Genomic DNA, 21,250 nt, shown 5'->3' on the forward strand with positions numbered 1-21,250 from the left:
TGATTTCACCCCCTCAATATTTTAAAAACAATAAATCCTATTAAAAAAATTCCCAGAGAACCTAACAAAACGCTTGAACCTGCACTTTGGCCAACGAGTTTTAATTCCTCGGCATTCTTAGCGATAATATCAATTACACGTATAGTTATTGCTTCAACAGCAAAAGTACCCGCAAAAATAGTAACTAAAATAGCAAAAACCCATCTAGCAGCTAATTTAACATCAGTTGAATTATCAAAATTATATATTTCGCCTTTTTTTAAATCTAATTTCTTAGCGTTTTTAGTAGGTTTTAAATCCAGTTTATACATAATCTTTAAGCCATTATCGTAATCATTAATATCTAAAATATTTAAAGTATTCATAATCCAGCCTTTTTTTCTAAATTCGGCATCTAATTTAAAATAAATATTATTATTAGCAGCATAAACATTAGCAGCAGAACTAACAGGTAAAATAACATCGAGTATCAATTCCATGATCTCACCTCACAATACTATATATAGTATTAATAATTTAATCACATACTAAATATACCATAAAAGTATACTTAATGTCAATGATAATTTTCTTAATATTATGTCAACTTAACATCATTAGAAGAGAATTTCAAATAAATAGCAGTAGTATTTAAGCTGGAATGACCTAATAAAGATTGAATAACGTTTATAGGGACACCGTCATTAATTTTAGAAATGGCAAAAGAATGTCTTAGCTTATGAACGCTAACATCTTTATCAATACCAGCTTTAATAGCAGCTTTTTTAATTTCTCTTTGAATAGATCTTTTACCAGGTAAAATATCTTTAAAGTTTTCAAATAGATCTTTTATTTTCTTATCAACCTTCAAAACACGTTCTTTATTACCTTTACCTATAACGCGCAATATAAAAGTATTTCTATTAATTCTCTCGAATTCCAGGTTATATAATTCTGATAATCTCAACCCAGTCTTATATATAAACTCAAAGATATAGCAATAAGGTTCTCGAGCGTTTTTAATAAGTGCTTTAATTTCTTTTGAGGTTAAAAAACGTGGTAAAGCATTATAACGAGGGGGTTTTAAATGCTCCCAGAATTTCTTTTTAATTTTTCCATTATCGTATAAATAATTCAAAAAAGATCTAACAATAGTAATTTTTCGAGCTATAGTATTTGGTTTCTGATGTTTAATATTTTCCATGAATAAATTTAAACCCTGCATTGAAGCAGGGTTTCTAACTTTAGAAAATTCATTTAAAACCTGATTATAATTTTTTAAAGTATTAGAATTTACATTTTTTATCAAAGATAATTCATTTAAAAAGTTTTCTATTTCTTTTTTAATACGCATTACAACCACCTGTCATAAAATGTATATTTTATGAAATCTGAATTATTCAAATAGATCAATTTTATCTGTATCAGTTAGCCATGTGTCTGGTAAAACTGCTGGATCATAAGTTAAAGTTAATGATTCTGGATCGTTATTTACAACAGTTATTTCATGATTAGTGAATAATATTGAAACGTTATTATAATTTGGGTTTGTAATTCCACCTTTACCTCTTATTTCATCTCTGGAATATTCTTTTACATCTTTAATATAAAATAAAATTGTTTTATCTGCCTTTTTAAACATTATTGCGTTCATAATATTACCTCCTTAAAACCATACATTAGAATCTTTAACATCGGCATAAACTGAATTAGTTAAAGTATTACCACTACTGTTATTTGCTTGTGATCCGTCTTTTAATAATATATGATAATTATTATTATCAAAAGTACATCCCGTAAATCTAAATATAGAAGTATGTAAATCAACAGCTGTAGAATCATCATTAGTAGTATTAATAAAATTTTTGAAAACAGTATTATATATAAGTCCTCTGCTATAATACAATATAACACCTTTAGAATTAGAGTAATTTATATTTTTTCCATCAAAAATACAATTGCTAATCCCAACATAATTATTATATGCTTCTAAATATATAGCGTATCTATAATTTGACATACCATATGGAGACCATTTTAAACTTTTTAAATAAAATATATGAAATGAAAAGTCATTTAAAAACATATAAAATTCATCTAAATATGTATCTTCAGCATTAGAAGTTTCACCTTGAATTGTTAGTTTTTTTATAAATCTGTTTGGTAGATTAATTGTTTCAGAACCGTTTATTGTATGAATTCCCTTTTTTATTGTTACTGTTAGAGAATCAAGATATTTTGGCAAGCTATTAAATAATGCTATAAAAGTTTTATATGGCTTATTATAACTTCCGTCTGCTGTAGAATCATCACCATTTGTTGGATCAATATATAAAGATAAATCTTCTGTTTTAATTCTTTGATTAATATCATCAATATCTGCTTTACTTGCAATATCGGCCATATTTATTACTGGCAAATTTCCAAAAGGGTTAAATCCCATAATTTCACCTCGCTTAAATAATTTTTCCTAAGATATAACTTAAAGCTGCAATAGTACCAAATTTTAAAAAAGTATTAGTTTTTTCTTTATTTTCATACTCGGAATTTCTATACAAATGTTTTCTAAGGTCGTTTATTGCTTTTGTAGGTGCTGCAACCTGTATATTATACTTATAATCCTTATTATCAAAAGTGTCTGACTTTTTATACTTGTAATAAATGAAACCGTCTTTTAATTCAATATTAAGCATTACATACCCATAAATAGGGAAGTAAATATCTTTCAAATAACTTAAAATACCTTTCAAAGAATTTGCATAAACATATGCTTGATAATCTGTAAGGATCCTTTCATTAATAACGCTCGTTGTATGTGCTCCTGTAATATTATTTTCATCGCCAAAAAACATAACCATTAAATTTACATTCTCTACTTTCTCACCAAGAGCAATAGCAACTGCATTATAAAATCTGTGTATATCCTCACAGTCACCTTTCATAGCGTAAATTGTTGCTCTTGCTGTTTGCATTAAATCCTCGTGTTTCTGAGATAATAATTTTGTTGTAAATTCATCATCAGAATATCTTAAAAGATAGAATAAATAAGGTATATCGTTTAATGTTTTAATAGGTATATTATACTTTTCTAACTGCTTTAAAAATGCTTTAGTAGTTTCAATTTCATTTAATCCTGTTTCTACATCAAGAGGCTTTGTTTTAATAAATTTATCTTCTACAATATCCTTTAAATCTTTAAGAGTCCACATTGTACCAACTCCAATGCAATTAGCTTACCCTTTCTAAGATTAGAAACATAAATTAATGTTTCTTTATCTTGTTTATTCACATTATCTAATTCAAATCTATTTTTTGCACTCATTAATCCGTAATGATATAAAATAGCTAATCTTTCAAAAGAGCTTAAATACTGATAAAACTTTGTATTTTCGTATTTATCAAGTTTAGGTAGATCAATTTCTTCTAACAAATTTAAAAACTTGCATACAACATCAGTTGCTATTATAGGATCAAAAACATTTAAATCTTCTGCTCTAACTCTTTTAATAGCCCATGGTGTCATTTGATAAAGCCCAACCGCATTAGTGGCAGGGTTACGTGCGGCTGGGTTAAAAGAACTTTCTGCAAAAGCTAAAGATAATATGTCAAGGGGGGGATAGATTTTTACATTAGCTATAATTTTAAAAATAGTCTTTAATTCAAGCATTTTTAAATTCTCCCGCTTTTATATTTTTTACTTGCTTTTTTTATTGCATTTTTCCAAGAAATAGCACTATTCTTATATATTTTCTTTGCTTCTCTCACAATTTTCTTTAAAGCATTAGCTCCTTTATTAGATTTAGATTTTCTCCTCTTTTTAGCCATTTTCTTAACCTCCTGTTAAACTGTATTAGCCTTTATTAGCCATTTTAAAAAGTTTTTATAACAAATTACACACATCAAAATTTTAGATACCCTTAAAACGCTTTATTTTAGAAGCCGAAAACCGCATTATTAGTCTGTTTCGAAATATTCAATATATACGTTTATTGGTGAAGCATTTGCCAATGGTTGGAAGGTAATTGCTCTTGCAATAAGTCTTATAAAGCTATTACTTGCAATTTCTTTTGGGTATTCTTTAATAGTTACCGTTCCACCAAAAGCAACAGGTAGTGGTTCTAAAGTGACAAAAATTTGCCAATTACTTAAATCACCAAAAACTTGAAACCCTGTAATTGCTGGAATAATTCCATTTTTTTGATACGTTTTAACTGATGATCCGTCTAATTCTTCAAAATCAAAATTATTACCGCCTTGAACTCCACCAACAAAAAACATAGGTAAATGCTTTATATTATCGTTTATAATCCTATAATTTGTATTAGCATCGACATATATATTTTCTTTTAAAATCAATATTTCAAGTGGTGCAATATCTGCAGGACATGAAATATAAAACTTTTCAAAATTTACCAGGTTAATACTTTCAATATCCTGTAAAGGTATTTCCTGGCTTAAAGTACTATCAAATTTAATAGTTGCTTCTTTAGGTGTTTGTAAAACGACGATACCAGATCCTTTTTCTCTATACTCTTTATCAATTAATTCTTTAGAAGTATCAACTACAATTTTTTTTATAACTTCTTTCATTAAATCACCTCGATTATCTTTGCTACCTCCGTTAATAATCCTGCTGCATCGTCTGCATGATCAATAATTGAATAAATAACATCAGCTAAAACTTCAAAAGCTTTTTTTGTAACTCCTTTTAATTCATCTGGTATTTTTTCCTGGTGTTCCTCATAGAAACTTAAAATTTCCTCTTTTACACTTTGAGCTATTCTCTCGTCGTTTTCATCGATTTTTTTTCTAATTCTTTCTAAAATATCAACAAGCATTTGTTTAATTGCATTTTTTAAAAAAGGTAATAAGCTGATAATAAACGGTACAATAGTTTTTAAATTAAAAAACATGCTCTCATTCCTTTCTTACAAAGAGTTTATACATATCCTCTCTTAATTTATTAATCGCTTCTGTGTTGCGATCTAAACTTTTCTTTATTTCTCTTACTGTGTAATACAGTAAAAAAGCACTATATGCTGTTGGTAATCCTACGTTGCTAATCATGCTCATTAATTGATCCATTAAATCACTTCCTTAAAAGCAAGAATCCTCCAACTGCTGCAGCTCCAACAAGAATAATGGGTACGAGATTTGATTTCTTTTCTGCATTTGTTTGCACAGTTGCTTTTCTTGCTGTATCCCTGATTTTTCCCCCTGTTGGATCAACTTCAGCTGCAACTTGAAATGTTGGAATTTTTCTAACAACTCCAGAAGGTCTTTGAGGAATAGTTCTATGAACAGTTGGTCTTGAAATTGGTCTATATACTGATGGTTTAGGTGCAGAAGTATATCTATGTGTTGTAGGTTTAGGTGTAGGTCTATGCACTACAGGCTTTGGTTTAGGCTTAGGTGTAGGTTTTCTTTTTTTACCAAATACAGAACCTACTACACCACCAACAGTTTTGGCAACACCGCCAACTACACCACCTACAAATTTAGTTGCACCTTTAAAGAAATCAAATGGACCCCAGCTTATAGGTATGGATTTTTTAGCCTGTTTAATTTTTTTTACATGCGAAACCTTCATTGGTTTAGGTTTCACTGGCGGTCTTTTTGGCATTAATCCTGGTCTTCTCATTCCTATATTTTTTGGTGGTTTTTTAATTTTTCCAGGTGTGAATCTTACGTATCTATGTTGTCTCATTCTCATTTTTTACACCTCACTTGTTCATTAATAGGACTATTAGCAAAACTCCAGCAAGTCCTAATATAGCAAATAACATTGTATTATCTTTCTTTTTTTCTTCTGTCTTTACCACTATTTGTTGCGGTTGTGGCCTAGGTGCTGGTGCAGCTGCGGGGGTTGGTTTAGAACCCCCATTCAATATATTATTTGCAAATCCTACTACTCCCTTTGCTGCATTAAAAATACCTCCTAATATATCCATGCGTTTCACCTCGCTTATAACTTTCTTTGATGTTCAAGCACCATGTCTATACTGTATCCCATACTTGCAGCAATTTGTTCAAATTCTGCTTTATCAAATTCTATTACTGGGATTTCAATAAAAGTTAATGGGTTTTCAAAATCTACTATTACAGGTGCATTTACATATACTTGAAGCATAAAATCATCAAGTAATGCTATGTATGGAAGGTAATATGAACTTTCAAAAATCTTTTTACTGTTTAAATCACCTAAGGATCCTTTCATGAATGATTTTATTTCTGTTGAAGATCCGAGCGGTGCTTCCCATGCGATTTTGTAATATCCATCTAAGAAAAGATAATATACTTTCAATGTTCCTGTTATATTGGTTGTTGAACTTGTTAATGTGATTTTTTTGTTTATACTATCTATTGCTTTTACTCCTAAATTGTGTATTGTTCCGTTTCCTTCATCGAGTATTGCATATACTGATTTGCTTAAATCATCACTATCAACAACTGCAATTTTTCCCTCAACAGTTACATTGAATTCTGTTGCACTGATCGTATATGAACTTGCTTCATGTTTTGAAGCCAACTTCATTCTAAATGGTCTGTCACTATCAATTTGATATATCTTTTGTCCTGGTACATCAAATTCCAGGACTTTTGAATCTTTATTTACTACATTTGCATATTTTTCAAAATCATTTAAAAACAAGGTTTTTACTGTATTCATCTACATCACCTCAATATTCTTCATATTCTTCTGGTATATCTACTTCATAATCTGCTCCTAAGAGATCCATTTCTTGTACTTCTGATGTTGTTAATTCAACTGAAGGTATTTCTATTTTTGATTTTGTTAGATCAAGTGTTGTATCTGCACTTACTTCTACGAAAATCTCCAATTTTTCTAATTCTTCGAATAACAAATCTGTTTCTACTGGGAAAGTTAATGCTTCTTGATACTTTTCATTGTATTGATCGCTTTCTGTTATATCTTTGTATGCTCTATATTCTTTTTCTGCACTTAATTGTGTTGCGAGCATTTCTTTTGAACTTTTGCCTGCAAAACAAATTTTTGTATCTGCTGGCAATTCATTTCCTGCAGTATTTCTTAATTTCATTCTTATTGCAGGATTATTTAATACTACAAATGCACTTTTTCTTGGCGGTACTATTTCTAATATTTTTATAGCTTGTCCAGCTTTTAAACTCACTGTGTCTGAATAACTTGCCCATTCGTCACTTAATGAAAGTACTCTTTGATTCATATTTTCTTACCTCCTCTTACTTCTTTAATTTTTTTGTCATTTTTAATACTACAAATAATATTCCTGCTCCTGCAGCTGCTCCTGCTGCTAAATCCTTCCAGTTTGTTTTTAAGTAATTTACTAATTTATCCATACTTTCTACCTCCTCGATAAATTTTTATCGCTATGCGATACAGTGTTATTTTGTTCTTTTTTGTTGTACAATTTCAAGATAGTAAAAAGCACATATAATAACAAAAAGACGGTCAAATTAAGTTACTAATTTGACCGCCTTTTGTACTAAATAAAAAATATTTCGTACAAATTTGTACGATTTTTTTAATACTTTTTCACAGTTTTTTACAAGATGTCATATTTTTTGTCCTCTAAAATTTGAGCCTCTAAGGCCTTTGTTTTTAAAAAAATATAGTTTTATACATAAAGAACAAAAAAACGGCTAAATTTCGCCGCTAAATTTCATATACAACCATATTTTTTTTAAGAAACATTATTATTTTTTCATTCGCTTTGTATTTTTTTGATTTTTTATTTGAAAGTTTATTATTTTCTATTTCTAATATTTCTTTTATTAAGTACATTGTTTTTTTATCTATATATTCAAAATTTATATTATATTCTTTTTTGCTTTTTAAGAGATAATATATTCTTATTATTATTCTTGCTGCTACTTTCATTATCGCTTTAAAATGGTTATTATATTTGTATTTGTAATAATATACTGCTCGCTTTATATTATTATCCCCGCTTTTCTTTAAGTTTCTTAATATTAAAAGGTACATTTTTGATTTTAGTAATTTATGGGATATTATTTTTTTTGTTTTTCTTACGCTTGTTCCTGATTCTTCTTTTGCTACTCCAAAACCAAGGAACTTTTTAAAAGCATTTACTGATTTGAAGCGATTCACATCTACTATTTTAGATACTATTATACATGCATCAGAATATGAGAAATTAGGTATTGTCATTATTATTCTTATCTGTTCTTTTATAAACCCGTGGCTTTCTGCATATTCTTTTATTTTTCTTTCTAATATTAGTTTTGATTTTTCTAAGTTTTTTATTCTTTTTGCTCTTAAATGTATTAATTCATTATCTATCTTTAAAGCGTATTTGATTAGTTTTGCTTTTGTTAGATCGTGTGTGTTTTCGTCTATTATATATAATTCGCCTCTTAACCTGTTTATTTCTCTTGTATATGCTTTTTTTATGCTTTCAAATTCTGAAAGTAATATATTTAATTTTTTTGCTATTATATATTTTTTATCTACTTTATACTTTACAAATTGCTTTTCACGTGAGTAGTAGTACATTTCAAGGGTTTTAGCGTCTATTGTATCATTTTTTTGTGATTGATTACCTTTGTATTTCGATATTAGATATGTTGGTACTACATATACGTTGAATTCTTTATATAATTTTTCTATTAAGGGTATTGAATATACCCCTGTTGGTTCTAATATGATTTCTTTTACTTTTTTCTTTTTTAAATAGTCTTTAAGTTTTTCTATATCTTTTGAAGAGAATTTTTTAACTTTTTGATCAATACTTACATAATGTTCTTTTTTTCCTACATCGACACCTGCTACCACCCCATGTGACCCCCTTTATTAAAGCATAATAAAAGCCAGTTCATCGCCCACTAATCCGTCAAATATATGTTTATCAATATACCCTTACGAGCTTTTGAACTGGCTTTTATATGTCCTAGTACTCCACTAATATAAAAAAAATCGTTGTTTCATTATAACATTAAGAGTTACTAGGACTATATTAATTTTAAATTATAATCTTTTACTTCTTTTTGCATTTTATATAATATTTTTTTTCTTATGTGATCTTTTACAAAATTATTTTCTGTTCCGAATATGATTTCTTTACTTTCTTCTTTTATATCTACCCTTAAAAATTCTGCATATAGTTTTAATTCTGTAAATAATTCTTCTGATATTAAATACTTTAATACTTTTAATTTTTCGCTTTCTTTTTCTATTTCTACTTTCTGCTTTTGTTCTATCTTTCTGGCATTTTCTTCTCTTATCTTTTCTTTGGCCAATTCCCCAAAATATATTTTTGTTTTGTTATATTTGCTTTCATAATATATTAAACCTTCTTGTTTTAGGAAACGGAATATTTTTATTACCTTAGGTTTTCCAATATTTAATTCTTTTGAAATCTTATTTATACTTATGCTATCTAAGGGATTATTGAAAAAGTTTTCGTTTAATTTATATAATAAAAAATTATATACTCTACATGTATAAACATCGAAATGCTTTTCTAAAGCTATTTTTTGAAATTCAATAAAAAGTGTTGCGACATTGAAAGTTTTAGTAACTTTGTTTTCTTTGTACAATTTCCCCACCCTCTTGCACTAAACAACTTTTTTTGTTATAATTGTATGTGTAGGACTCATTGGCGTGGGTTTCTGCTGTACTGGCGGTTGGCATGTTTATGTGCTGATCGCCTTTTTCTATTTTATATACCTCGTATATTAGATCTAATACGTTTTTTAATAACTCTGGATTCTTAATATTTTCTGCTATTCTAATTATTCTCATTAGTGCATTTTCATATCCTCTTATATATCCTTTTTCATAATCGCTTATCATTAAAACCCCTCCTTGTAAATATATTTTTCTTAGGGTATAATATAAAAAAATAGAAAGAAGGATATTATGATAGAAATAATAGCTGTTTCAGATGAAGAGAGAAATTATATATCTAAAAAAATAAAAGGGTGTGACATATTATTAGGATGTGGTGATTTATCACCAGGATATCTTGATTTTTTGCTTAATGCATTAAAACCAAAAATAAGTTATATGATATATGGAAATCATGATAAAAAATATTTTAAAAATTTATTTGATGTTGAATTATCTGGTTATTCAAGAATCTATAAAGGGTTAATTATTCTTCATAATCAAGTAATAAATATAAGGAGAGACTTGGATATAGAATCTAATCTATATATTTCTGGTTTTTCAGGTGCTTTTTCCTATGGTAAGAAACCTTTTAATTTTACAGAAAGAGATGTGAAAGTATTTAAGAGGATGCTTCAAAGGAAGAATATATTTGGCTTTATAAATAATATTGATATTATAATAACTCATGCTGTTCCTGGATTAGAAAATTTATTTGAAAAAGATATGGATTCTTATCATAAAGGTTCCAAAATAATGGCAGATATTTATAGAAAAATTTTCCCGAAAATATGGTTTTATGGACACATACATCCAAGATATACAGATCAAATACTAAATTTTAGAGTTCACTATAAAAATAAAATATCTTATCTATTAAATGTGGTTCCATATAAATATGTTAAATACGATGAGAAAAAGAAAGAAGTTATTGAGATTATTGGTGAAGATGGCGTTATAAGATTTAAAGATATATTTCTTTAATTGTTTTTAGGGGAGAGGAAAACATGAATAATATGAGATATGATAGTTCTAAAGAATATAGAATAGCTAAAAAAATGGGCGAAAGAGAATTATTATATTGGCAAAGCAGAGGAAAAGATGGGTATTTGCCTTCTTTAGAAAAAACACTAAAAGAAAGTAACATAATTAATGAAGTACCTTTGGGAATAATAGAAATTCCTATAAAAAAGATTAGGGGAACTTATTATGATTCGAGAAGAAGTGCATTTGCTAGAAATTTTATGCCATTATTAGAAGAAGATACAGAATTTGCAATAAAATGGATGAATTTATATGAAGCTCAGCATGAAGAAGGAATAAGAGATGCAATAATAGCATATGAATATTTAAATAGATTTTATGTAGTGGAAGGTAATAAAAGAGCCAGTGTTTTAAAGTATTTAGATTCACCTTCGATAATGGGTAATGTTAAAAGATTAATTCCAAAATATGATGAAATGGATTTAAATATAAGAATATATTATGAATTTTTAGAATTTTATGAGAAAACAAAGATTAATATGATTTGGTTTAAAAGAGAGGGTGGATTTAAAGAATTAGAAAATATATTATTTGAATATATAGTAAAAAATAATGAAAACTCAAAGGAATTTTTGAAAAATTTTGAAAAATCTATTTATTGGAGTTTTAGAAAAGTTTTTCAGGAATTAAATGGCGAGAAATTGCCAATCACAACTGGAGAGGCTTTTTTGTATTATTTAAAAAAATATGGAATAGAAAAATATATACCAGAAAAAGAATTAAAGGTAAGAGTAAGAGGTATTATAAAAGAATTAGAAAATATTTATCTTGAAGAAAGAAAAAATATTATTCATGATGTTTTTTTGCCGTTTATAAAGACATCTAATGAAAAAAAATTGAATATAGCTTTTATATATAGAAATTATATAGGAGAGAGCACATGGGTTCAGGCACATGAAAATGGAAGATTATATTTAGAAGAAAAATTTGGTGATAAAATAAAGACATTTTATATAGAAAATGTGAAAAAACAAAAGTCATATGATATTATTAAAGAATTAGTAGAACAAAATTATAATTTGATAATAACAACGAGTTATGATTTTATGGATTCTACTTATAAAGCGGCAATAGAATATCCCAACATAAAATTTTTAAATTGTGCGGGATATAAAAGTTATAGAAATTTATCAGTGTATTTTGGAAGGATTTACCAGCCAAGATTTTTAACAGGATTAATTGCAGGGACTATGACAAAAAGCAATAAAATTGGATATATAGCACCATATCCACTACCATTATTTTTAAGAGGGTTAAATGCTTTTGCTATAGGAGTTAAAATGGTTAATCCGTATGCGAAAATTTTAGTCAAGTGGACTAATAAATGGATAGATAAAGATTTGGAAAGTGAAAAGACCTTAGAATTAATAAAAGAAGGAATAGATATACTTGCAATTAATATGGATTCAAACATTCCACAAATTTTAGCAGATAAAAATAAAGTATATACTATTGGATATAATGTTGTAAATGTTGATCTAACTCCAAATACGTATATTGCTTCTGCGTATTGGAAATGGGGAAGATTCTATAAAAAAATTGTTAGAAGGTTATTAAATGATGAATGGGTAATAACTACATCAAAACATCTTGAAGATTTAAAAAAATATTGGTATGGCATGGATAAAAAAATTGTAAAGCTATATAAAAATAAGAATATATTGCCAGGTCAAACAGAGAAGTTAATTGGAGTTATGAAAGCTTTAATAAAAAACAATGATTTTGATATTTTTAGTGGTCCATTATATGATAAAAATAACAGATTAATTGTAGATAGAAATGAAAGTATTTTAGATGAAGATTTGTTAAAAATGAATTGGTATCTTGATAATATAGAAGGGGATTTACAAAAGGTTATTTTTAATACAGAAAGTTAATAGGTAGCATGTAATTTTTTGTGTAAATACCTCTTCTTGGATGGTAATAAATTAATTAAATTGGATTATAATTCTTAAATTATTTTCATATGAATTATCGTCTATATTATAATATGCTTTAATAGTAATTTCTAGAAGTTTTTAATGTGAGTTTTTGAAAACAAACACCTTTTTGCAATTTTCACTGCAAGATTTAACATTATTAAATTAAGAATATATTTTTGGCGTTAGTTTTTAGCATTTAGTTTTATGTATTATTGATTATTACAGATTTTGGAATTTAGTTGTATTAAGAATTATAGACGTATTTTGTGATTCTTTCTTTGAAAAAGATGGATAGTTCGTTTAGGACTTTACTCCAGTTTCTATATCGAGCTGTCCATCTTTTTGTTGCATCTATTGTTGCTAAATATAATATTTTTAATAATGCATCATCATTTGGAAAAGATGTTTTATTTTTAGTCACTTTTCTATATTGCCTATTCAATGATTCTATTACATTTGTTGTATACATTATTTTTCTTACTTCATCACCATAATCAAAATATGGAGATATTGTTTCCCAATGTTTTTCCCAGCTTTCTAATGCCAATTTGTATTTTGTCCATTTGTTTTCTTTTAAATCTTGTAGGTTTGAATAAGCTATATCTTTATTGGGTGCTTTATATACTTTTTTTAAATCATTTACAAGTTCTTTTCTATCTTTGTAATTAACATATTTTAATGTATTTCTTATTTGATGTATTATACATCTTTGTACTACAGTATCAGGAAATGCTGCTTTAATTGCTTGTGGGAATCCTGTTAATCCATCTACTGAAGCTATTAATATATCTTTAACTCCTCTATTTTTTAAATCATTTAATACTCTTAACCAGAATTTTGATGATTCTATTTCACCTATATATATACCAAGAACTTCTTTAAATCCATCAATATTTACACCTATTACAACATATGCAGTCTTTTTAATTATCTCACCATCATCTTTTACTTTAAATACTATTCCATCCATGAAAACAAAAGTGTATATCTCTTCTAATGGTCTGCTTTGCCATTCTCTAATTTCTGGTAATATCTTATTAGTAATTTTACTTATCATTTCAGCTGATAATTCTACACCATATATATCTTCAACATTCCTAACTATATCTTTCGTACTTAATCCCAAACCATACATTCCTATTATTCTACTTTCAATATCTGAAATATCTCTTTTATATTTTGGTATTATTTTCGGTTCATATTCACCCTTTCTATCTCTGGGTATTTTCAATTCCATCTCACCCATGCTTGATCTTACCTTTTTTGAGCTGTATCCATTTCTGGAGTTATCCGTTTCTTTATTTTCCTTATCGTATTTCTCATATCCTAATTCATCTTCTAATTCCGCTTCTAACATTTCTTGTATTATTGGTCCCATCAATTCTTTTATCTTGTCATATACGTCTTTCATTGTGTTTACTTCAGGATCTCTTGCTATTAACTTTGCTAATTTTTCAATGTTACTTTCTTCTTTTTTCTTTCTCTTTGCCATTTAAAATACCCCCTTCTTGGTTTTATTTTACCATACCAAGAAGAGGGTTACCTATTTTTTCTACTTTTTATTTACACAAAATTTTTTATGGTCTCAGTTAATAAGGATTTATGATATAATAAAGGCTGCAGTGCAGCCTTTATTATATAGTCCATTTGCCATTTTTCATGATTTGTTCTTCTTTTCCATCTTTAATACCATATACATTCATTTCTTCATTTCCTATCATAAAATCAACATGTGTAATGCTATTATTTAATCCAACTCCTTTTAATTCTTCTTCTTTCATATTTTCTCCATTTTCAACACATGTAGGATATGCTCTGCCAAAAGCAAAATGCGAAGCAGCATTCTCGTCAAATAATGTATTATAAAATACAACATTTAATTGATAAATTGGCGAATCAACAGGGACTAATGCAACTTCACCTAAATAACTTGCACCTTCATCTAATGAAATAGCTTGTTTTAATACTTCTTCTCCTTTTTCTGCAGTCACTTTGATTATTTTACCGTCTTTAAATTCCATAGTGAATCCATCTATAACATTTCCACCATATACTAAAGGTTTGCTATTTCTTACATAACCATTTACTTTGTCTTTATGTGGTGCAGTAAAAACTTCCTCGGTAGGAATGTTTGGTAAAAATACAATTCCATTTTCATTGTGTTGTGCTCCTCCAAGCCATCTGTGATTTTTTGGTAATCCAACTTCTAGATTAGTTCCAGGACCTTCATATCTTAAGTAATCGTATTGTTTATTATTTAAGTATTCTGTTTTTTCTTTTAGAGAATTTAGATGTTTATTCCATAATTCAACAGGATTATCATGTTCATTAATTCTAACTGTTTTTAAAATTGCTTCCCATAAATCGTTTACTGGATCTGGTGAATTTGGAAATACTTTTTCAGCCCATTTTTTTGCGGGAATTGCGACAACTGACCAGCTAACTTTATCGGACATAATAAATTGAGATACTTCTTTCATTGCATTTTGTCTGGTTTTTGAATAAATACCTATTTTTTTAGGGTCAATTGTTTTTAAAATATCTGGGTCTGATCCTATAATACTTAAAAATGCACCACCTTCATCACAGAAAAATTTTGCCATATCAACTTCCCATTGATGAAATTCTTCTAAAGCTTTTTCGGGTGAATATTTTAATTTTAAATATAACATATAATCATCAGAATATACAGTATATACTTCTTTTGCACCAGCTTCATAGGCTTTTTCTGCAACTATTCTAGCAAATTCTGATCCCTCAATAGTACTTCTTAAGAATAATCTTTGTCCTGGTTGGATATTAACTCCAACCTTAACAGCAAGTTCTGCATATTTTTCTAATAATGTTCTTTCCATTTTATTCCTCCTCAAATAATTTTAGTTGTTCTGCCTTTAAAGGGAATCCCTCTATTAATTTAATTTTTATATTAGCTTTTTCTATTAAATTTATATACTCTGAAAATTGTTTTAAAGAAGATAGAACTTGTTTCTTAAATAAAGTATAATAGTCTATCTCAAAATCATTATATAATAATTTTTTAAAATCTTCAAGATGTTCTCTTTCAATGCTGGCAGATATATAATATACATTATTTTCAGGATTTTTATTAAATATATTTTTTATAGCATCAAAATTTTTATAATTATAATACTTTATATAATAATATAAAAGTCTATCATCATAGTTAAATTTAAAGTTATATATTCTGTCCATAAATATTGCAGATCTAATATGATTAGGTAGGGTTTTATATTTTGAAAAATTTTTTCTTCTGACACTTTTTATTAGAGCGATTTCTTCAATATCATAATCTTTAATTTTTAAGTATTCCGAAATAATATCATCTATGGTTAATTCTTTATCTAAAGCTTTCAAAAATAATTTAGTTAGAATTTTTTTTATTGCTTCCGGGGTATCCTTTCTTATTATTTCAACTCCATGTGTAATAATGTTTCTATTAAAATCATAACCGAAATATCTCTTTTTAACACCAAAAAAACGCACTCTTTTATAAATTTTATCAACTTCAATGTTTAAGGTGCAATCTATTTTCTCGTTTGTAAATTTGGTAACGAATTTTTTAGGAAGTATGTCATTAATATAATTAGCAATGTAATTTCCAATTTCAATCATATCCTGATGAGATAATGTTTCTTCACATTCTATGTAATTAAATGAACTGTCAGTATCTGAATATAATACATGTGTTTTAAATGAAATAGTTTTATTATTTATTTCAATATTCTCAAAATAATGATTATCTAAAGTGTTATTAACAAAACGTAGAGCAGATCTTGCGGCAGCTAAAATAGCTAATGAAATTCTTATATCATGTAATGCAAAGTTATTAGTTCCTAATACGCCATAAATAGAATTCAATAGTATTTTATAATTATATTGTTTTATATCATATATTACATAATCAGGATTATCTTTAGGAGTTTCTTTTTTTAATTTTTTATAATATAATCGTTCTTTTAATAAATGTCTAACCAATGAGGATATAATGCCATTCTTTTCTAAAGTAAATTTTAGGGGTAAATATTCGTCGTTTTCTTCTTCTGATAGAATTTTTCCCAAGTCTATATGTTTTTCGTTATAATTTGCGTCATATATTAATGTTTCTGTAGATATATTAAAAGTGGTTATTATGTTAGGATAAAGCGAAGTGAAATCTAAAACAACAACATTATCAAAAGTTTTATTTGGCGGAGTTAATACTATAGCTCCTGTGATTTCTAAATTATTTTTTGGTCTTTCATAATATCTAAATGTGATTTTATCTTTCATTATAAATTGTTGAATATAATGTTCAATTGAATTAGAAGTGCCAAAAAGCAAATTAAATGGAATTCTTATTAATGCTTGTAATGAACATATTAAACCTATTAATTTTAATTTTTTTTCTAATTCTACTAATATTTCTACGTCACGAAATATGTAATCAATAAATTTATTGATATCAACATTGTAATAGTTATATCCTTTAATTTCAGTTTTTCCTTCTATTTTATGATGTTTAGCTATAATATCTAATTTATATGAAGATGGTTTATCTAAAACATATCTTCTATATAATTCAAGATAATCTATTAAATTAACACCTGGAATTAAATTATAATATCTTCCATCTATTTGAAAGGAATTATGTTTTAAGTTAGATATAGCAGATATATTAATTTTATAATTATTAGCTCTTTTTATAATATATGGTATGTCAAACCCATTTGAATACCATCCAGTGATTATATCGGGCTGTTCCTTATTAATTAAATTAGCAAAGTATTTTAACATATCTATTTCTGTATTAAAGAATATTATGTTTTTATCTGATTTTAATTTTTTCTTATATACAATAAGAGCAATATATTCTTTTTTAAAAGTATCATAGTATGTAATTGAAGTAATATTGCCACTATAATCTTCTATATTTTCTGAATCTACTTCAATATCTAAAAACCATATTTTTTTATCATCAGGATTTTCAGAAATTGTTTTTTTAAAAATATTCATAATGTTCTGACCGTATACTTTAATATTTTTATTTTCCATATCTTCAGTTATTCTTTTAAAAAGATGGTATGGAATATCAAGAGTAGCATTAATTAGTTTTTTTCCGTATATATCTTTCCAATTAAAATCCACGTCAATATAATTATTTATTCTGTATTTTGACAGAATTTTTTCTACTCTTATTATTTCATTTTCTTCAAAAATTAAATTAAAATATTTTTTTTCTTTTTTTAAAGGTGTATTTATACCTTCTTTAAAATAAAATTCTTTAGAATTAGGATTTTGCCAGATAGAAATAACCATTTCTTCAACTCCTGTATGATATAATATGCTAGAAAATATAAAATAGTATATTTTTATTTGGAGGTTGCAATGATTAAATTATTAAAAAATAATGAGTTTTGTATTTTGGATACAGAAACTACAGGACTTAATCCTCAAAATGGTGATAGAATAATAGAAATAGCTGTTTATAATATTATAACTGAAAAAGATGATTATTTTGTTAAAGATAAATTTGTAACGTATATTAATCCTGAAAGATCTATACCTTATTTTATTACAAAAATGACAGGTATATCAGATTATCATGTAATAGGTGCTCCAAGATTTTTTGAAATTGCAGATGATTTTTTAAATTTTATACATAATAAGATAGTGGTAATTCAAAATGTTGGATTTGATATGAAATTTTTAAATAATGAATTGAGATTATGCGGATATAGTCCTTTAAATAATAATACTATTGATACTGTATTATTATCTAGGAGGCTTTTTAAAACAGAAAGAAAACATAATCTAGATGTAATTGCTGAAAGGCTTAACATTAGGAAGAAAGTTAATAGACATTCTGCTGAAGGTGATGTAATAATTACAACAGAAGCATTTGTTAAAATGAGGAATATGATATTAAACAGCTGAAAAGGTCAACTTTTCAGCTGTTTTAATTATATTAATTTCTCAATATATTTTTTAAAGGTATCTTCTAATTTGTTTTCAGGGACTGTTTCTATAATTTCACCATTAATAAAAATTGCTCCGCCCGTTTTGGTTCCAGCAATCCCTATATCGGCGTGTTTTGCTTCGCCAGGACCATTAACAACGCATCCCATCACTGCAATATTTAAATCTTTTTCGATATTTTTCGTCCATTCTTTTACTTTTGTAGCTAATTCTTCAACCTTTATTTCTGTTCTTGCGCAAGTTGGACACGCAATTATTCTTGGCCCTTTTTTAAATCCTAATAGAGTTAATAATTTTTTTGCAACTAAAACTTCTTGAATAGGATCACCAGCTATGGAAATTCTTAAAGTATCTCCGATATTATTTAATAATAATGCGCCTAATCCAGCAGAAGAAAGTATTAAAGCATCTTCATATATTCCAGCTTCGGTAATTCCTATGTGTAAAGGATATAGCACTTTATCTGAAATATATTTATTTGCGAGAAAATTTTCTTGTGCATCTGTTGATTTTATGGAAATAACAATATTTTCAAAATCTAATGATTCCATTATTTTTACTTCTTGTAAGGCACTTTCAGCTAAGGCTTGATATCTTGGCATATTGCTATTTTCAAATTCTTTTTTTATTGATCCTGAATTTGCACCGACCCTTATTGGTATATTATATTCTTTTGCAGCTTTAACAACTTCTTTTACTTTCCAAGAGTCGCCAATATTTCCCGGATTAATTCTAACTTTTGCTGCTCCTGCTTTTATTGATTCTATAGCGACTTTGTAATCAAAATGAATATCAGCTACAATTGGAACATTTGAATTTTTACATATCTCTTTAAAAGAAGGAATATCTTCTAATGTTCTTACTGATACTCTTACAATGTCTGCTCCAGCATTGGCTAGTTTTATAATTTGTCTTATTGTTTTTTCTGTGTTTAATGTATCAGTGTTTGTCATGCTTTGAATTGTTATAGGGTGGTTTCCTCCAATTGGTATTTCATTTACAAATATTGTTTTTTTAGAAAACATATTTATTCCTCCAATTATTTAAAGAATCTTAAAATATCATTATATGTGAAGTATACAAATAACCCCATTAATAATAAAAATCCTATAGTATGTATTGTAGCTTCTACTTTAGGATTAGTTCTTTTCCCTGTTACCATTTCATATATAGAAAATACAATTCTTCCACCATCTAAAGCAGGAATTGGTAAAAGGTTAACTATACCTAAGTTTAAAGTTATTAAAGCTATTAAAGAAATCAAAGCTTCTGGTCCAGCTTTTGCAGCTTGGCCTACGACACCTGCTATTCCTACAGGGCCTAATACTTCAGTTGTTTTGGTTTTTCCTGTGAATAATTGACCTATTGAATCAACCATTGCTTTTAATAATGTATTTGCCCATTGAATAGAAACTGTTATTATTTCAAATCCTTTTGGTCTCCATTTATCAAATGCAAATTTTAATACTTGTGGTTCTTGTAATATTTTTAAAAATTCTGATTTGCTAATAACAATATTTTGTTCCTTTCCGCTTCTTAATAATGTAATATTTAAATTTTCTGTATCAAGCCCTGATATAAAATCTTCAATTTTATTATCAGTTATTGTTAGCATTTTATCTTCTGGTTTCATAGATATAGAAGAAAGTAATGTAATTATATCTAATCCACTTTTAATTTTATTTCCATTAATGTTTGTTATAATATCATTTGATTTGAATGGTTCAATATCCTTATTAATTATATTAGAAAATGTAGCAAAGTAAACCCCAATGGCATATCTGGATTCAGAAATGGAAATTCCTTCAATTTTACCTTCAATTTTATCTCCATTTTCCAGTTCTAAAATCAATTTATCTTCCTTTTCTAAATTAGGTAAAATTTCTCCAATTTTTTCTGGTGGGTTTAAATTGAAAGATTTAATTTTTTTTGATTTTAAATTAATAATATTATTATTATCTGTTTTAAAAATGATTGTATATTCTGGATTATATAATTTAGGCTTAATAGGTATAATTAATTTATTTCCATTTCTTATTACTTCTAAATTTAATTCTTTTCCTTCTCTAACGGCATAACTCAATATCCCACTGTCAAAAACAATATCTCCGTTTACCTTCTTTATAACGTCACCAGGTTTTAATCCTGCATAATAAGCAGGAGAATCGTTTATTACTTCTTCTATTTTAACTTCAGGAAATCCATATAATAATCCAGAAATAGATAAAATAATGTATCCTAATATAATTGAAAATAAAGGTCCTGCAAAGGCTATTAAAAATTTTTGCCATGGTTTCTTATTATAAAACATTTTAGGATCATCAGAAAGTTCATTTTCTATTTCTTCACCGGCAATTTTTACATATCCACCCATAGGTATGATATTAAATCTAAATTCCGTTTCTTTTCCTTTTATTGAAAATAATTTTGGTCCCATACCAATAGCAAATTCTTCAACTTTTGTATGAAATAACTTCGCAAAAATATAATGACCTAATTCATGAAAAAATACTACAATTGTAATTACAACCATAAACCAAAATAACGTTAGTAACATTGAAACACCTCCGAACATTATCTCTATCTTTATAAAGATTTTATCATATATATGTTAATGAATAAGTATAAAAGTTTGAAGTAATTAAAAAGAAGGATAATAAAAATTAAAACTAAGGAGATATGTAATAATGGCGGAAGT

25 protein-coding genes are annotated in these 21,250 nt (G+C 27.0%); 3 read left to right on the top strand and 22 right to left on the bottom strand.

The window, feature by feature from the left end:
* Positions 1 to 5: 5 nt before the first annotated feature.
* The 17 genes from ACZ5CK_RS02410 to ACZ5CK_RS02490 form a co-directional block, all read right to left on the bottom strand.
* A complete protein-coding gene (locus ACZ5CK_RS02410; RefSeq protein ID WP_464582320.1) occupies positions 6 to 479 on the bottom strand; it encodes a hypothetical protein in 474 nt (157 codons plus the stop codon).
* A 98-nt stretch (positions 480 to 577) separates the two neighbouring features.
* The gene (locus ACZ5CK_RS02415) at positions 578 to 1,333 is read right to left on the bottom strand and encodes a tyrosine-type recombinase/integrase (RefSeq protein ID WP_464582321.1); all 756 of its coding nucleotides are present in this window, start codon (positions 1,331 to 1,333) and stop codon (positions 578 to 580) included.
* 42 nt (positions 1,334 to 1,375) lie between these two features.
* A complete protein-coding gene (locus tag ACZ5CK_RS02420; RefSeq protein WP_464582322.1) occupies positions 1,376 to 1,633 on the bottom strand; it encodes a hypothetical protein in 258 nt (85 codons plus the stop codon).
* A gap of 12 nt (positions 1,634 to 1,645) precedes the next feature.
* Positions 1,646 to 2,422: a hypothetical protein gene (locus ACZ5CK_RS02425; RefSeq protein WP_464582323.1), complete on the bottom strand. Its 777-nt coding sequence runs from the start codon at positions 2,420 to 2,422 to the stop codon at positions 1,646 to 1,648.
* 13 nt (positions 2,423 to 2,435) lie between these two features.
* A complete protein-coding gene (locus tag ACZ5CK_RS02430) occupies positions 2,436 to 3,188 on the bottom strand; it encodes a hypothetical protein (RefSeq protein ID WP_464582324.1) in 753 nt (250 codons plus the stop codon).
* Positions 3,167 to 3,646, bottom strand: a complete 480-nt coding sequence (locus ACZ5CK_RS02435; protein ID WP_464582325.1) for a transglycosylase SLT domain-containing protein — start codon at positions 3,644 to 3,646, stop codon at positions 3,167 to 3,169. Before ACZ5CK_RS02435 ends, ACZ5CK_RS02430 begins: the two co-directional genes overlap by 22 nt.
* A gap of 2 nt (positions 3,647 to 3,648) precedes the next feature.
* The gene (locus ACZ5CK_RS02440) at positions 3,649 to 3,804 is read right to left on the bottom strand and encodes a hypothetical protein (protein ID WP_464582326.1); all 156 of its coding nucleotides are present in this window, start codon (positions 3,802 to 3,804) and stop codon (positions 3,649 to 3,651) included.
* A gap of 129 nt (positions 3,805 to 3,933) precedes the next feature.
* On the bottom strand, positions 3,934 to 4,569 hold the full coding sequence (locus tag ACZ5CK_RS02445) for a hypothetical protein (protein ID WP_464582327.1): 636 nt from the start codon (positions 4,567 to 4,569) through the stop codon (positions 3,934 to 3,936).
* Positions 4,569 to 4,892, bottom strand: a complete 324-nt coding sequence (locus tag ACZ5CK_RS02450; RefSeq protein ID WP_464582328.1) for a hypothetical protein — start codon at positions 4,890 to 4,892, stop codon at positions 4,569 to 4,571. Before ACZ5CK_RS02450 ends, ACZ5CK_RS02445 begins: the two co-directional genes overlap by 1 nt.
* A 4-nt stretch (positions 4,893 to 4,896) precedes the next feature.
* Entirely contained in the window at positions 4,897 to 5,064 is a 168-nt protein-coding gene (locus ACZ5CK_RS02455; protein WP_464582329.1) for a hypothetical protein, read from the bottom strand.
* Positions 5,065 to 5,068: 4 nt separating this feature from the next.
* Positions 5,069 to 5,692: a hypothetical protein gene (locus ACZ5CK_RS02460; RefSeq protein ID WP_464582330.1), complete on the bottom strand. Its 624-nt coding sequence runs from the start codon at positions 5,690 to 5,692 to the stop codon at positions 5,069 to 5,071.
* 10 nt (positions 5,693 to 5,702) lie between these two features.
* Positions 5,703 to 5,930, bottom strand: coding sequence for a hypothetical protein (locus tag ACZ5CK_RS02465; protein WP_464582331.1), 228 nt, complete (start codon positions 5,928 to 5,930; stop codon positions 5,703 to 5,705).
* A 14-nt stretch (positions 5,931 to 5,944) separates the two neighbouring features.
* Positions 5,945 to 6,649 carry a hypothetical protein gene (locus ACZ5CK_RS02470; RefSeq protein ID WP_464582332.1) on the bottom strand — a complete coding sequence of 235 codons (705 nt, stop codon included), beginning with the start codon at positions 6,647 to 6,649 and terminating at the stop codon, positions 5,945 to 5,947.
* A gap of 10 nt (positions 6,650 to 6,659) precedes the next feature.
* On the bottom strand, positions 6,660 to 7,187 hold the full coding sequence (locus ACZ5CK_RS02475) for a hypothetical protein (RefSeq protein WP_464582333.1): 528 nt from the start codon (positions 7,185 to 7,187) through the stop codon (positions 6,660 to 6,662).
* Between the two features lie 449 nt (positions 7,188 to 7,636).
* Positions 7,637 to 8,776, bottom strand: coding sequence for an IS110 family transposase (locus ACZ5CK_RS02480; protein WP_464582334.1), 1,140 nt, complete (start codon positions 8,774 to 8,776; stop codon positions 7,637 to 7,639).
* Positions 8,777 to 8,952: 176 nt separating this feature from the next.
* Positions 8,953 to 9,540, bottom strand: coding sequence for a hypothetical protein (locus ACZ5CK_RS02485; RefSeq protein ID WP_464582335.1), 588 nt, complete (start codon positions 9,538 to 9,540; stop codon positions 8,953 to 8,955).
* Positions 9,515 to 9,796, bottom strand: coding sequence for a hypothetical protein (locus ACZ5CK_RS02490; RefSeq protein ID WP_464582336.1), 282 nt, complete (start codon positions 9,794 to 9,796; stop codon positions 9,515 to 9,517). Before ACZ5CK_RS02490 ends, ACZ5CK_RS02485 begins: the two co-directional genes overlap by 26 nt.
* 66 nt (positions 9,797 to 9,862) lie before the next feature.
* Between ACZ5CK_RS02490 and ACZ5CK_RS02495 the strand changes: the two genes are divergently transcribed.
* Positions 9,863 to 10,594 (top strand): metallophosphoesterase family protein, encoded by a 732-nt coding sequence (locus ACZ5CK_RS02495; protein ID WP_464582337.1) that lies wholly within the window; start codon positions 9,863 to 9,865, stop codon positions 10,592 to 10,594.
* A gap of 23 nt (positions 10,595 to 10,617) precedes the next feature.
* Positions 10,618 to 12,531 (top strand): BMP family ABC transporter substrate-binding protein, encoded by a 1,914-nt coding sequence (locus ACZ5CK_RS02500; RefSeq protein ID WP_464582338.1) that lies wholly within the window; start codon positions 10,618 to 10,620, stop codon positions 12,529 to 12,531.
* Positions 12,532 to 12,820: 289 nt separating this feature from the next.
* On the opposite strand, the gene ACZ5CK_RS02505 is transcribed toward ACZ5CK_RS02500, so the two are convergent.
* The 3 genes from ACZ5CK_RS02505 to ACZ5CK_RS02515 form a co-directional block, all read right to left on the bottom strand.
* On the bottom strand, positions 12,821 to 14,068 hold the full coding sequence (locus ACZ5CK_RS02505; protein ID WP_464581024.1) for an IS256 family transposase: 1,248 nt from the start codon (positions 14,066 to 14,068) through the stop codon (positions 12,821 to 12,823).
* A gap of 142 nt (positions 14,069 to 14,210) precedes the next feature.
* A complete protein-coding gene (locus tag ACZ5CK_RS02510) occupies positions 14,211 to 15,431 on the bottom strand; it encodes an aminopeptidase (RefSeq protein ID WP_464582339.1) in 1,221 nt (406 codons plus the stop codon).
* 1 nt (position 15,432) lies between these two features.
* Positions 15,433 to 17,892, bottom strand: coding sequence for a DNA polymerase domain-containing protein (locus tag ACZ5CK_RS02515; protein ID WP_464582340.1), 2,460 nt, complete (start codon positions 17,890 to 17,892; stop codon positions 15,433 to 15,435).
* A gap of 69 nt (positions 17,893 to 17,961) precedes the next feature.
* Here ACZ5CK_RS02515 and ACZ5CK_RS02520 point away from each other — a divergent pair, with 69 nt between their 5' ends.
* Positions 17,962 to 18,510: a 3'-5' exonuclease gene (locus tag ACZ5CK_RS02520; protein WP_464582341.1), complete on the top strand. Its 549-nt coding sequence runs from the start codon at positions 17,962 to 17,964 to the stop codon at positions 18,508 to 18,510.
* A 26-nt stretch (positions 18,511 to 18,536) separates the two neighbouring features.
* Here ACZ5CK_RS02520 and ispG read toward each other — a convergent pair whose 3' ends face one another.
* Positions 18,537 to 19,577: a flavodoxin-dependent (E)-4-hydroxy-3-methylbut-2-enyl-diphosphate synthase gene (ispG, locus tag ACZ5CK_RS02525; RefSeq protein WP_464582342.1), complete on the bottom strand. Its 1,041-nt coding sequence runs from the start codon at positions 19,575 to 19,577 to the stop codon at positions 18,537 to 18,539.
* A gap of 14 nt (positions 19,578 to 19,591) precedes the next feature.
* Positions 19,592 to 21,109, bottom strand: coding sequence for a M50 family metallopeptidase (locus ACZ5CK_RS02530; RefSeq protein ID WP_464582343.1), 1,518 nt, complete (start codon positions 21,107 to 21,109; stop codon positions 19,592 to 19,594).
* Positions 21,110 to 21,250 lie beyond the last annotated feature (141 nt).

Source organism: Marinitoga okinawensis (assembly GCF_055387075.1).

What these genes read in the sequence shown, in the direction of transcription:
- ACZ5CK_RS02430 (WP_464582324.1), bottom strand. Translation starts at nt 3,188, where the DNA reads ATGTGGACTCTTAAAGATTTAAAGGATATTGTAGAAGATAAATTTATT.
- ACZ5CK_RS02410 (WP_464582320.1), bottom strand. Translation starts at nt 479, where the DNA reads ATGGAATTGATACTCGATGTTATTTTACCTGTTAGTTCTGCTGCTAAT.
- ACZ5CK_RS02515 (WP_464582340.1), bottom strand. Translation starts at nt 17,892, where the DNA reads ATGGTTATTTCTATCTGGCAAAATCCTAATTCTAAAGAATTTTATTTT.
- ACZ5CK_RS02530 (WP_464582343.1), bottom strand. Translation starts at nt 21,109, where the DNA reads ATGTTACTAACGTTATTTTGGTTTATGGTTGTAATTACAATTGTAGTA.
- ACZ5CK_RS02420 (WP_464582322.1), bottom strand. Translation starts at nt 1,633, where the DNA reads ATGAACGCAATAATGTTTAAAAAGGCAGATAAAACAATTTTATTTTAT.
- ACZ5CK_RS02470 (WP_464582332.1), bottom strand. Translation starts at nt 6,649, where the DNA reads ATGAATACAGTAAAAACCTTGTTTTTAAATGATTTTGAAAAATATGCA.
- ACZ5CK_RS02460 (WP_464582330.1), bottom strand. Translation starts at nt 5,692, where the DNA reads ATGAGAATGAGACAACATAGATACGTAAGATTCACACCTGGAAAAATT.
- ACZ5CK_RS02445 (WP_464582327.1), bottom strand. Translation starts at nt 4,569, where the DNA reads ATGAAAGAAGTTATAAAAAAAATTGTAGTTGATACTTCTAAAGAATTA.
- ACZ5CK_RS02465 (WP_464582331.1), bottom strand. Translation starts at nt 5,930, where the DNA reads ATGGATATATTAGGAGGTATTTTTAATGCAGCAAAGGGAGTAGTAGGA.
- ACZ5CK_RS02440 (WP_464582326.1), bottom strand. Translation starts at nt 3,804, where the DNA reads ATGGCTAAAAAGAGGAGAAAATCTAAATCTAATAAAGGAGCTAATGCT.
- ACZ5CK_RS02520 (WP_464582341.1), top strand. Translation starts at nt 17,962, where the DNA reads ATGATTAAATTATTAAAAAATAATGAGTTTTGTATTTTGGATACAGAA.
- ACZ5CK_RS02510 (WP_464582339.1), bottom strand. Translation starts at nt 15,431, where the DNA reads ATGGAAAGAACATTATTAGAAAAATATGCAGAACTTGCTGTTAAGGTT.
- ACZ5CK_RS02425 (WP_464582323.1), bottom strand. Translation starts at nt 2,422, where the DNA reads ATGGGATTTAACCCTTTTGGAAATTTGCCAGTAATAAATATGGCCGAT.
- ACZ5CK_RS02505 (WP_464581024.1), bottom strand. Translation starts at nt 14,068, where the DNA reads ATGGCAAAGAGAAAGAAAAAAGAAGAAAGTAACATTGAAAAATTAGCA.
- ispG (WP_464582342.1), bottom strand. Translation starts at nt 19,577, where the DNA reads ATGTTTTCTAAAAAAACAATATTTGTAAATGAAATACCAATTGGAGGA.
- ACZ5CK_RS02475 (WP_464582333.1), bottom strand. Translation starts at nt 7,187, where the DNA reads ATGAATCAAAGAGTACTTTCATTAAGTGACGAATGGGCAAGTTATTCA.
- ACZ5CK_RS02450 (WP_464582328.1), bottom strand. Translation starts at nt 4,892, where the DNA reads ATGTTTTTTAATTTAAAAACTATTGTACCGTTTATTATCAGCTTATTA.
- ACZ5CK_RS02415 (WP_464582321.1), bottom strand. Translation starts at nt 1,333, where the DNA reads ATGCGTATTAAAAAAGAAATAGAAAACTTTTTAAATGAATTATCTTTG.
- ACZ5CK_RS02500 (WP_464582338.1), top strand. Translation starts at nt 10,618, where the DNA reads ATGAATAATATGAGATATGATAGTTCTAAAGAATATAGAATAGCTAAA.
- ACZ5CK_RS02490 (WP_464582336.1), bottom strand. Translation starts at nt 9,796, where the DNA reads ATGATAAGCGATTATGAAAAAGGATATATAAGAGGATATGAAAATGCA.
- ACZ5CK_RS02455 (WP_464582329.1), bottom strand. Translation starts at nt 5,064, where the DNA reads ATGGATCAATTAATGAGCATGATTAGCAACGTAGGATTACCAACAGCA.
- ACZ5CK_RS02435 (WP_464582325.1), bottom strand. Translation starts at nt 3,646, where the DNA reads ATGCTTGAATTAAAGACTATTTTTAAAATTATAGCTAATGTAAAAATC.
- ACZ5CK_RS02495 (WP_464582337.1), top strand. Translation starts at nt 9,863, where the DNA reads ATGATAGAAATAATAGCTGTTTCAGATGAAGAGAGAAATTATATATCT.